A 12,766-nucleotide genomic window follows, 5' to 3' on the forward strand; every position below is an offset into this window, starting at 1 on the left:
ATATGGGCCACTTTCGACATCAAATTACTGGGCCTTTTATAAATTCCATGGGGCGCATCAGGAATTCGCACCATAGCAGTATCAATATTGCGTAATTTAAGCGCTTGATAAAACTGCTCAGTTTCAGCAATAGGTGTACGTTGATCTGCTTCACCGGTTAATAGCATTGTTGGGGTGGTGACATTACCCACATAGCTGATGGGTGATAATTTCATGTAATGGGCGCTGTCTTCCCACGGCATTTTCTCGAACCAGTTTTTAATCACAAAAGAGTAGATATCAGTTGTTAATACAAAGCTATACCAATTGATTACCGGTTTTGCGACCACAGCCGCTTTAAATCTGTCAGTGTGCCCCACAATCCACGCTGTCAGTACGCCGCCACCAGAGCCGCCAGTAACAAATAATGCATCTTCATTAATCGCATCTTGTGCTATAACGCCATCAACCACAGACATTAAGTCATCATAATCTTGGCTTGGGTAGTTATTATGGATTGTTTGAGCAAACTCTTTACCGTAACTGTCACTACCGCGGGGGTTAGCGTATACCACTACGTAACCACTTGCCGCCATCAGTTGTACTTCAGCTGAAAAGTGCGGTCCGTAATTGGTGACGGGGCCACCGTGTATTTCTAAAATTAGCGGGTATGTTTTACCGGCTTTTTTACCTGCTTCATAACCCGGCGGGTAAGCGACCCATGCTTGAATATCGCGCTGATCAAATGAAGATTTAACATTGAGCTCTTTAATGGTGGCCAAGGTTTTGTAATTAAGGGCGCTATCGCTAAGGCTGGTTAACTGCTTAGTTTTGCCTTTTTTAGTAATGGCGACATCAGCAGGGCGTTGTGGATTTGAATAGGTAAAGGCAATGGTGCCATCTGCAGCTACATCAAATTGACTACCTGTATATGGGCGGCCAAATGCTAATCCACCAAGGTTTTGTGCCACTACCTTACGTTTGCCGTTAAGGGGTTGATAGGCAACATAGGTTTCGCCATGGTCATGGTAATTAAAGTAAACTGCTTTACTGTTATCAGCCCATTTTATGCTGTTAATTGAACGGTCTAAATTGGCGGTTAATGAATGTTTACCTGAACCATCAATATTCATGATGTATAGCTCAGTATTTTCGTAATTTTTATGGTTTTGATCTGCACCTAAATAAGCAATATATTTACCATTTGGCGATACCATAGGGCTGATATCTGGGCCGACTCTATCGGTTAACTGAGTGACTTTTTTGGTATTGAGATCTAAGCGGTACAGATTATTATCAGTCCATTCTAAGTCACTTTCTGCGCGCTTATTACTTGAGTAAAATAGTTGCTTACCATCCTGACTCCAACTTAATTGGCCATTATGATCATAATCACCTGAGGTTAATTGACGCGCTGAACCGCCATCTGCTGACATCACAAATATGTGGCTATTTCCGGGTTTACTAAAGCCTGCACCATCAAAGCGGTAATACATATCATCAATATACACCGCTGGTTTGGCCCATTCAGCGCCTTTTGGCTTGCCCGGTAATGACACTACAGATTTTGGTTTGCTAGCAACAAAACGGGTAAAGGCTAGTTGCTTACCATTTGGTGACCAAGACAAATTAGCTGGCGAATGAGCAAAGTGACTCATTTGTGCAGTGTCTCCAGTTTCTAGCCATTTCATATGGATTTGAGGTGCGCCACTGGCAGTAGAAATATAGGCTAACTTGGTATTATCTGGTGACAGTGTTGGCGAGTAATCGACATGCAGTCCATTCGTCACTGGAGTGAGCGTTTTATTTTTATCGACCTTCCAAATATTACCGAGTTTTTTGTCCGTTTGAATGTCCATATAATTACGAACAAAAAAAACCTCATCGCCATCCTTGTTGATGGTAAGGCCTGATGCATATTGCAGATTGAAAACATCTTCTAATTGCAAGGTTGAGTCAGAGTCTTGCGCAAACACCATCATTGACGCAAAAGGGGCAATTAATAACATGCCAATGCTTTTATTGATTATATTCACTAAATTTAGTCCTTTAATAAGCTGTAGAGTCGTATTTATTCGGCCTTTCTTGCTGTTAGTTTTATGGTTTACGCATTCTAAATTAGCAGATGCAGTTCAAATGACAATTTTATATAGAGTTAAGTGTCAACAAAACTGGGGGAAGATCATACCGCTGGTTAGTTAAAATTATGGCTAATCTAGCAACTGGTTCTAAACTTGGTAATGAAGTGTAGTAGTAAAACCCTCATCATATTTTTCGCTGTGCACGTTTCTGCACAGTTAGATTAAGCAAAGGCAGGTAATAATGGCAAAAGATAAGCCAAGTTTTATTGAGCTATATGGGCACTTATATAACCCCGCTGATGGCTCAGTTAATCGAGCTGAGGGCTCTAATCATCAGGTTGAAGACCCTGGTAATCAAGTTAGCGGCGCTGTGAATCACACTGCGGTTAACGATAGTGGTCAATACACTAATCATTCTTTAGGGGTGTCTTTTACAAAACCTGCCGGTTGGCATTTTATGTCGTTAAAGCCGTTTACAGCATCGATAACTTCACAAGAACTTTCACAAAGTCGCTTTACCCAAAATCTTATTAATGGTGAAGATCCGATTGTAGTGATGTCGCAAATCAATGCTCAATATAGCCGCACCATGGGGCCTTCCATCAGTGTTTATGCCGAACCTTTTACTTATCAAAAAGGTGAAAGCTTGCATGGGTTAGTGAAAGGGTTTGAAGCCTTATACAAAAAAGGTTTAAAGCAATACAAGATCCTCAGCATCGCTAAAGAATTCAAAATAAATCAGTGTGACTCAATCGAATATACCTCACAGTTTTTATTTAAAGCGACCTGGGCGGAAAAACTCACTCGGAATCGGTGCCTTATTTCGGTGAATGAACCAATTATATTCACTTTTAATATGATTGATGTACCTAAAGATGAATTAGTAAATCCCGCTAATGATAACCCTTCACATGATGCCCAATATATATTTGATCAATTTAAAGCCAGTATTCGCTACTTTTGATGGTTTAAAAAGCGCCTTTTTTACGATTACGTGATTCAGACTGAACTGAGTTTATCATTTTGCCAAAGGCTTTATCTTTAGCCCTTTTTTCCGCTAAGGTGGCACCATTTAACGCTTGTTCACGCATAAGTTTTTGATAACTAGCATAGCGCCGAGCAGTAATTACCCCAGATTCTATGGCTGCACGAACCGCACAACCTGGTTCATTGGCATGACTACAATCAGCAAAACGACACTGCTGGGCTAATTCAGTAATTTCACTGAAGGTTTCATTTACGCCTTGCTCGCAAGCGCCAAGTTGTAACTCGCGCATACCTGGAGTGTCGAGTATTAAACCGCCTTGTGGCAAAGTCTTTAAGGCTCTAGAGGTAGTGGTATGACGGCCTTTGCTGTCATCTTCACGGATATCACTGGTTAATTGTGCTTCAAAACCCATAAGTCCATTTACTAGCGTTGACTTCCCGACACCTGATGAACCGAGTAGGGCAATGGTATTTCCCTGTTTACAACATGTATCTGAAGCCGAGAGTTGTCGTTGGTTTAAAACATTATTGGCATGCACCATCATGAAAGGAGCAAGGCTTTGCACTTGTTCCAATTTTTGTTATAAGTCATCCCAAAGATCTGCTTTAGTTTAAATAATTACCGGCTCAACTTGTGCTCCTTTAGTTAACGATTAATAGCCCTCTATGCAGCTTAGATTAAAATTTTTATTCGAAAAATACACAATTGACACTCACTGAAATCAATTATTATTCAACTTTACTGTCTGGGACTTTACGCTGAAATAACGACTGTCTTTCTAACAGTCTATGAAATTGATTATCACCATTAAATAACACCCAGTCACCGACACATAAACGTTTAGCGTCCTCTGAATAGGATTAATGAGATTGAACTGTCCTAATTCAGACAACACGATGACATCGCTTCGATGTGGCTCAATTACTTGCCCAATCGTAAATTCGGTTAACTAATCTAAAGAGAACTGCTGTTGAAACAAGGGGTACCAACCAAGTTGGACTAATGACAATCGTGAATTCCTTTGAATACCTTTAATGCGTCTAATCATATTTATAGTACAAATGATAACAAGCTAATGCCGTGTTTGAATGAATAAAAGCGACAATATTATCTCGCTACATGTCTCAAAAAATAGCTTTTATGTTAATAAAAAGAATGAAGTTCTAACGATATTACTATTTTTATAAGCGTATCTCAGTGATTAATATCGTACCAGCAAAACAAACAGAACAAAGGCACCAAAGATTTGTTCCCCTCCAGTATCGGTTTTTAAGTATCTGTTTTTAGGTGGTATTGTGTTTTCGAATATAAGCTTTTAAGGCTGTTTAATCCATATGGATTGGCTATATGTAAAGTCTTATAAATTGAACTTTAGGTCTTGCATATGTAAACATCATATGTTTACATATGAGTTATATTTAACAAGCTTCACAAAGCTGTAAAGACAGTAACGGTTAAGATGTTGTACAGGAAGTGAAGTTCAGAACAACACACTGATCCATAGATAGCTTATCTAAAAGATAAAAGGACCATCTTTAATGAAACCTAACTTTGCCAAAAACGCTTTATTTTTGCTGATAGCCCAAAGTTTAACCGCTTGTCAGAATGATGAGACGGTTAAAGAAGACACCACAGCGACAGTCAACACTGACATGGTCACTGTTGAGCAAGTTATGCCGTACTCAGATCCGAACAATGAAGGTGGCTGGGTATTAAATACTGAAATCAGTGATGAGTTTAACGCAGATGTTATTGATCAAGAAAAATGGTTTGTTCAAGGTGCAAATGATGAATACTACATTTGGAAAGGGCGCGCACCATCGCAGTTTGCGCCTCATAACGTTATTTTAGAAGATGGTTTACTCAAACTTCGCAGTCAGTGGGAACCCGACTTTGATTTTGCTGACGAAGCTTACGCAGATGGAAAAATTAAAGCCAAATATGGCACTGCAGAAAGTGGCGAGTTTATGCCTATTACTACTGCTGCTATTGTGAGTAATAAACGTTTTCTTAACGGTTATATGGAAATACGCTCTAAAGCGGTTAACGCATCCATGACTAGCGCCTTTTGGGCTATTGGTTACCAGTCTGAGCTTGATATTTATGAGCAAATTGGTAATCCAAAAATCATTGGTGATATTAAACCTGATCAATCTAAATCAACCGTTCATGATTGGAGCCCACCAGCAAAACGTCCTACACGTGTTTTTCATCATAAAGAAAACTTGCCATATCGCGTAGCTGATGAATTTCATATTTATGCAGCTGAGTGGGGTGAAGATTACTTAAACCTGTATTTAGACGGCAAATTACTGGAACGTTTTACTCAAAAAGAATTAGGCGATCGTTGGGTATTGAATAATCCACTAGAAATTTGGTTAGATTCAGAAATCTTTGCATGGCTTGGCATGCCAAATAAAGATGAACTACCAGCAGATTTCGAAGTTGACTATATGCGTGTGTGGCAAAAGCCTAACCCGCAGTTATTAGATAGAGCATTCTTTGGTTTTGAAGGGCCTATTTTATTCCAAGAAAATAAGCGTCCACTTAAGTTGGTACCTGAAAACTCAGCAAATAATGATTACCAAAAGTTCTGGGATATCAGTACTGAGTCAGCTAAATATGCCGAGATAACTAAAGAGCAACGCATTACAGGTTTGCGTAGCTTAAAAGTGTCAGCATTGGCTGCAGATGCTACGCAACCAATTATTATCAGCTCTCCTGAAGCTGCAGTTAAATTAGATGCTGGTAAGTATGTTTTTTCTATGCGCCTATGGGTTGATACCAGTAATTCGCTCAAAGAGTTTGATGTCACAGTCACTAACGATGCGAATACTGATGTTGGTTTTAATTTAAAGCCGATTAATTTAAGTCATATTGATCATGCACATAAAGCGCAATGGATAACCGTCAGTCAAGAAATTTACTTAACCCAAGCAGTTCCAGCGGATGCCAAACTGACAATCGCAATTGACCCTTCTCTTATAGCTAAAGAGTCAGCTTTGTTTTATATCGATGATATTTCGGTGGTTAAACAGTAAAGGGTACGACTTAGAGATATCAACATAGCTAAAAGCTAGTAAGACTGTTGTGCGGGCAATTTGGGGAAGAGTGTCAATGATCCATTTACATTCTTAAGAGCTCGCGCAGTCTTTACTCGTAGAACAATTTACTTATAAACACTTACTCATAATCACTTACTGATAAAGAAGAGCACAATCTAGCATCATTGTTCTAAGAGGTTTTGTAAGTGACTGTTGTAAAACATGATTTTAAGTAATTGTTTTAAATGAGTAGAGAAAGACCAAACAAGAGACAAAATAATGATAAACAATAATCTGAAAACATTGCTGACATTAACCTGTGTTGGAATAAGCACATTAGTAAGTCAAGTTGTGCATGCTAATGAAGCAAACGACACCAATTTAAAATCAGCACAACAAGTTCAGCCTAATGTATTGATCTTGATGTTTGATGACATGCGTTTCGATACTTTTTCTTACCGTGATGGCCCAGTTAATACGCCTAACATTGATGCGTTAGCTCATGAAGGTGTTCGATTTGATAATGCAATGACCAGTACCGGTTTATGTTCTCCATCTCGAGCTGCAATGTTTACTGGACGCTGGGGTCATAAAACAGGCTTAGATGACAACGTCGGCTTATATCATTCACGCGTTGATGAATTAAACCCAGAAGAAGGAGGCGTTATTCGCCGCGCCGTTGATGTGGGTTACAAGGTTGGCTACGTCGGTAAGTGGCATATTGGCGCTCAAGGTCCAGCATTACGAGGAGCTGAGTTTATATATGGTCACGATAAAGACGTAGAGCGTCATGGCCGTCAATGGACACCTTATGAAACACAGGCCAATATTGCGAAATTTAATCGTGGTGAGCGTGATGCTAATGGTGAAAAGCACGAATATTACCGCACTATGCCAGGCACTTTTGAAGACACTAAAGCGGGTAAAGAGGTTCGTGAAGGTCAGAAAATGTTGCGCGCAGCCGCTAAAAAAGACGAGCCTTTCTTTGGTATCGTAAGTTTTGAGCAACCGCATCCGCCTTATCGCGTTCCTGAGCCATACGCGAGTATGTTTGATCCGAAAACTGTTGAGCTACCTAAGAATCATGGGATTGAACGTATTCATAAGCCGATGGCTCAAGATGATATTTGGTGGCCTTGGCACGATGTAAGCCACATGACAGATGAAGATTGGCGTAAATCACGGACTTTTTATTACGGCGCAATAGCCATGATTGACCACGCAGTGGGTGAGTTAATTAACACCGCCAAAGAAGTGGGCATGTATGACGATTTACGCATCATCATTATTGGCGACCAAGGCAGCATGTTAGGCGAGCATAACCTCTATGACAAAGGCCCGTATGCCTATGATGAGTTAATGCGTATGCCACTTATTATTCGTGACCCAAGTGTTGAACCGAAGATTATCCAACGTCAAGTTTCTATGTTGGACATTGCTCCCACATTAGCTGATTGGATGACGCTTGCAGACGATGGTGATGTGGATGGCCGTTCATTGGTACCACTGATGGAACAAGGTGATGTGGCTGATAAAGGTAAAGATGATATCGCGCTATATGCCTACGAATGGTACAACGGTGGCTGGTTTGGAATAAGAGCTATCCGTACCCCAGAAATGAAATTTGTATGGAACCCAGGTGATAGTCGTGATGAGTTATATGACTTGAACAATGATCCTTACGAAATGACCAATTCAATCAAAGATCCCAAGTACAAAAAACAACTAAAACAGATGGTTAAATATATGCATGACGAACTGGTGCGCTTAGAAGATCCTTCTATCGTTAAGTTTCGTCAACATATGAAAGACCTTTTGTAGACTTATATTTACCTTGCGAATATTACTCAAGGCGTAATGGTAAAAATAGGTAACAGTAACTTGTCACAACAATCATGAACTAAACAAAAATTGTTGTGATGACATATCGGCGCTGTGATTACAGCATCAGTATTAATGAAAGCTCATGTTAACTAAAGCATATGTTAACTAAAGCTTTTGTTAACAACTGAATGTGTCAATAACACAAGCGCCAACAATCCCTGTTTTAGATTGGAAACCACTTTTGGCTGTATAGCCAAGAGCGGGTTTTTTGCGGCTCCAATGTTGGCAAAGCAGTAAAAATAATGTGAATTAGGAGAAATTATGAACAGCGTTTTTAACACCAGCATCGGGAAAACTGCCCAGACATGCTTACTCGGAAGTATGCTAACGCTTTCAATGGCATCAATGACTTATATCGCGCCAACAGCAGCTGCAAGTATTGGTAATCAAGGCCGTTATTTTACTAACAAAGTGACCGGAGCAACTGAAACCGTCACATTATCGGGTAGTGCAGCAGTGCAAACGCGAGCACTTCAAGCCGCTATCGATCGCGCTACTAATAAGCCAAATGGCGGCGTGGTAAAAGTGATGGGTAATGATTTGAAATTGGCGCAAGTTGATTTAAAAGCCAATGTTCGATTAGAAATTCAGTCAGGTAAAACCATTAAAATGGCTGATAAAGTTTTATTTAATCTTAACCGTAATGGTCAAGGTCCTCGTGCGCCTTTAATGCAAAATGTGGAGATTACCTCAACCGGTAATGCTCGTTTCAAAATTGACGTCAATAAAAATGCCATTTTCTTAAATGCAATTCCGGTACGTGTGGGTTATGTGAAGAACTTTGCGTTATCAAATTTTGATATCAAGGATAACTATTCTATTTTCCCATCACTATTTATGGTTGCTGATAGTGACGCTAGAACAGTGGCTAACAATGCGACTTATGGTCGGATTCCGCAAAAGGGTGTTGTCGAAAATATCTCTGCTACAAAGGTGGCAGCAGGTTACGCATTGATCCAACTATTCAGCGGTAAGCAGATGCGTCTAAAGAACTTAGATGCTGAAGGGGGTTTAACCATTCGTTTAGAGCCTGGTAGTGGCAGACCATCAGATTACTTAAACCAAGCAGGTCCCCGCGTCGGTAATATTGCAGATATCAAAATGATTGATATTGAAAACACTGAAGGTATGGCTGCTTTGTTTCTAAAACCGCATCAAAAGATTTGTTCTGATATCACCGGCACCAATATCCGTGGTGTAAACAGTGCATTTACCATAATGAGCAACTCAAGTGACTCTAGCACCTTTAGCCGTGGTTATTTTGAGCGCACTAAGTTCACTGGCCGCATATCTCTGACTAAAACTAAAAACACGCCGTTAGCTGATATTGGCGCGTCGTCACAATACTTTGTCGAACCAAGTGAAAGTGCGGGCAGAACTAAGATTGCTGATTTCCCGAACGATCCTTCTGGTCGTCGCTGGCATACCAAGCCAATTGCACCAGTATTGTTGGCTTCTGCGCTTAACAAAAACAATGTTGGCACAGCTGTAAAAGGGCGTTTTGGTATTGATATTTCAAATGCCAATATTACAAAAACGGGCAATTACGAACGTGCAACGAAAGTCTTTTACCGTGAAGATGCCGTCAAACTAAATGACAAAGCCGCGACAGTGTGGATTAACAAATAAGCTTAGATTAAGCCTTAGCTTGGTCATTACGTTGATAAAAGTGTTTGAGCAGTGAGTGATTCGCCGCTCAAACACTATAAACATTAATAGTCATATTGTTGAGTGGGTCATGAAAAGGGGAATGCAGTGTTAAATCATCAGGCAAATTTAGTGTTTAATATTAGAACTAATAAACAAATCGCAGCAGCCTTGTTATTTTCAGTATGCATGATGTTTATTGGTTTTCTGTTTGGGTTCTTCTTTAATGATTTAACTAATAGCGCTTCATCTAGATATGCAAGTGAATATCAAGAACGTGACCAAAACCAAGGCCAATTACAAAACTCAAACCCAAACCCAAACCAAGAGAACCCAGCTCAGTTAACTGATGACTCAAACTTGATTAGGGTAACAAATAACAAACCGCAGCCAATGATTATCGATAATCTAGATGCTGTATCCAGTGAGGCAATGACAGTTGAGCAATGCCAGCTGATTTCATCATTGTATGATCAACAATGGGATTTATCTTCTAATACTGAATTTTATCAGTTGATGAGTGATATTAATTCACTGCAAAATTCAGCGATTAAACAAATGGCGATAACAGCCATATTGTCGATAGCGGCTGTTGAGTCTGAAGGTTTAGAAGAGGGGATATTTGAGTTTTTAATTGAAAATCCAAATGATGTTATTGCGAATCAACTATACCAACAAAATTATTCACATAAGTTATTGCCAGAACAGCGACAACAATTAAGACAGAATTTAGTCAATATAACAGATCCCAATATATTAACTGACAGCATAAAGCTGACTAGCCAAGTCAGTTACATGACTGAAGAGAAAAAGCAGCAATTCAATCAAGCGTATCAGCAATTTTATTATTCTCCTTATGACAATGTTCGTGCTGCAGCCATTGAAGTGATTGGTGTGGTTTCAAGGGACGATGAAGTGATGTTATTAACGGATGCGCTATCAGATCCCTCAGATGCGGTCATTGATATGGCTTTAGATGTCATAGGTAAAAGACAATTAACCGATCCGCAATTACTCAGTGCATTAGAAGAATTGCATTACCAAAGAACCGATCAATTAAATACTGCGCAGCAGCGTGACATGGTAGAGCACATTCTTTTTGAATCAGGGGCTATTTGAATAAAGTGCTATTTGATTCAGGCGCTATTTGACTCAGGTGCTATTCGAATCAGGGGTATATGCATAAGGCTAATTCGATACATGTTTAGTCGGCAAGTATAAGGTTGCAGCCGGTATAAAACTTTAAGCATGTGTATGAGTTTTTGCAGGAGTTTTAATGTGAGAGTTTTCACATCTCAGTAGCTAGATTTGCTACATAAAATTGTACAGGCAAACGACATTTATAATGCCGTTTGTATCGCGTTAAGCAAAATAAATGATCATATTTTATTAAATGAATTAAGTAACTTAGTTCTAGTAGTGATAATTTACTTTAGTGACGGTAAAGGCTTCGAGCGTTTAATACGTAATAAGTTAATACAAGCTAAATTAATACTCGCTCAGTTTATAAAGCATGATTAATGATAATTGCAGTAATTAGAGAAATGGATGTTATGAATAGATTACTTACTACAAGTTCAACATTAAGCCCGTATCAGCACTTGAATTTAAAAAGGGAAGCTAAGGTCAAGGTTAATGTTTTGGGCGTTTTATCATCATTAGCCATGCTAGTGTCAACCTCGGTCACTGCTGTACCAGCTATCGCTGCAGAAACTGCGCATACCAGTCAGCAACAGCCGAATATACTGCTTATTTTGACTGACGATCTTGGCTATAACGACGTTGGATTTAATGGCTCGACTGATATTACAACACCAAACTTAGACGAGTTAGCTGCAAATGGGACTTCATTCTCGCAAGCTTATGTGGCGCATCCATTTTGTGGTCCCAGCCGAGCGGCGTTAATGACAGGGCGATACCCACATAAAATTGGTTCTCAGTTTAATTTACCTACCAAAGGTTCATTTGTTGGCGTTCCAACCAATGAACAATTTATCAGTAAGCTACTGCAAAATAACGGCTACAACACTGGAGCAATCGGTAAGTGGCACTTAGGTGAAGCGCCTGAGTTCCATCCCAATGCGCGTGGCTTTGATGATTTTTATGGTTTTACTGGCGGTGGGCATAATTACTTTCCTGAACAGTTTAAAGCGCAATATGCTAACCAAGTAAAACTGGGCAATACCAATATCAATCATTACATTTTGCCTTTGGAACATAATGGTAAAGGAGTTGATGAAAACGAATACATCACTGATGCGCTTTCTCGCGAAGCCAGTCGTTTCGTTGAAGATGCAGCGACCGATGACAAACCATTCTTTTTATATTTAGCCTACAACGCACCTCATGTTCCTTTAGAGGCGAAACAATCTGACATGGATATGTTTCCTAACATTACCGATGAAAAACGTAAAACCTACGCAGGAATGGTCTATGCGGTAGATCGCGGTATTGGGCGCGTTGTTGACTCGTTAGAAAAGACTAATCAATTAGATAACACCTTGATTGTTTTTTTAAGTGATAACGGAGGCAAGCTAAGCAAAGGTGCCAGTAATTACCCGTTAAAGGAAGGCAAAGGAAGCGTGTATGAAGGCGGATTTAGATCGCCAATGTTGTTTCACTGGCCTAAACAAGTTGCTGCTGGTCAGCGCTTCGAACATCCCGTGTTAGCGTTAGATTTATATCCGACATTTGCAGCGTTAGCTGGCATAACAATTCCGAGTCAAAAAAGGTTAGACGGTAAAGATATTTGGCCTGCATTTCGTGCCGGAGAAGATCCGCATAAAGATGAGCTCTTTTATGTTTTACGTCACCGTAAAGGCTATAGCGATGCATCTGTTCGCCGCAATCAATGGAAAGCGGTAAAGCAGGGTGACAAGCCTTGGCAGTTGTTTAATGTTGAAGTGGACTTAAATGAAACCAATGATTTAAGTAAAAAGCATAAAACAATGTTGATTGACATGGTACGTGAGATGGAAAAGTGGAGTTGGGATAATAAACAACCGCTTTGGTTCCATGAAGCCTATGAAGGCGCAGATTGGCGTTTAAAAGGCATGCCGCGTTTCGATCAAACCTTTTCTACCAGCAAGTAGATTTGACTCTGACTCATCTTAATTGATTGTGTTTATATCATTAGTTATGCA

At 39.8% G+C, this 12,766-nt stretch carries 8 protein-coding genes; 6 read left to right on the forward strand and 2 right to left on the reverse strand.

Annotation, left to right across the window (positions count from 1 at the left end; genetic code table 11):
• Nucleotides 1-1,988 (reverse strand): S9 family peptidase (locus BCU94_RS13825; protein WP_198590893.1); only part of this gene is annotated, 1,988 nt, incomplete at its 3' end.
• Between the two features lie 313 nt (nt 1,989-2,301).
• On the opposite strand from BCU94_RS13825, the gene BCU94_RS13830 reads away from it, so the two are divergent.
• Nucleotides 2,302-3,024, forward strand: a complete 723-nt coding sequence (locus tag BCU94_RS13830; protein ID WP_102476701.1) for a hypothetical protein — start codon at nt 2,302-2,304, stop codon at nt 3,022-3,024.
• 4 nt (nt 3,025-3,028) lie between these two features.
• Here BCU94_RS13830 and rsgA read toward each other — a convergent pair whose 3' ends face one another.
• The gene (gene rsgA, locus BCU94_RS19815; protein ID WP_241905013.1) at nt 3,029-3,613 is read right to left on the reverse strand and encodes a ribosome small subunit-dependent GTPase A; all 585 of its coding nucleotides are present in this window, start codon (nt 3,611-3,613) and stop codon (nt 3,029-3,031) included.
• A gap of 973 nt (nt 3,614-4,586) precedes the next feature.
• Here rsgA and BCU94_RS13840 point away from each other — a divergent pair.
• From BCU94_RS13840 to BCU94_RS13865, 5 genes are all read left to right on the forward strand, one after another.
• Nucleotides 4,587-6,089: a family 16 glycosylhydrolase gene (locus tag BCU94_RS13840; RefSeq protein WP_198590499.1), complete on the forward strand. Its 1,503-nt coding sequence runs from the start codon at nt 4,587-4,589 to the stop codon at nt 6,087-6,089.
• A gap of 282 nt (nt 6,090-6,371) precedes the next feature.
• Entirely contained in the window at nt 6,372-7,913 is a 1,542-nt protein-coding gene (locus BCU94_RS13845) for a sulfatase-like hydrolase/transferase (RefSeq protein ID WP_102476702.1), read from the forward strand.
• A gap of 324 nt (nt 7,914-8,237) precedes the next feature.
• Nucleotides 8,238-9,605, forward strand: coding sequence for a hypothetical protein (locus tag BCU94_RS13850; protein WP_102476703.1), 1,368 nt, complete (start codon nt 8,238-8,240; stop codon nt 9,603-9,605).
• A gap of 126 nt (nt 9,606-9,731) precedes the next feature.
• Nucleotides 9,732-10,742, forward strand: a complete 1,011-nt coding sequence (locus BCU94_RS13855; RefSeq protein WP_102476704.1) for a HEAT repeat domain-containing protein — start codon at nt 9,732-9,734, stop codon at nt 10,740-10,742.
• A 521-nt stretch (nt 10,743-11,263) separates the two neighbouring features.
• Nucleotides 11,264-12,715 carry a sulfatase-like hydrolase/transferase gene (locus tag BCU94_RS13865; RefSeq protein WP_241905014.1) on the forward strand — a complete coding sequence of 484 codons (1,452 nt, stop codon included), beginning with the start codon at nt 11,264-11,266 and terminating at the stop codon, nt 12,713-12,715.
• Nucleotides 12,716-12,766: the final 51 nt, after the last annotated feature.

The organism is Shewanella sp. 10N.286.52.C2, from assembly GCF_002874545.1.
In the GTDB taxonomy this organism is placed as follows: Bacteria; Pseudomonadota; Gammaproteobacteria; order Enterobacterales; family Shewanellaceae; genus Shewanella.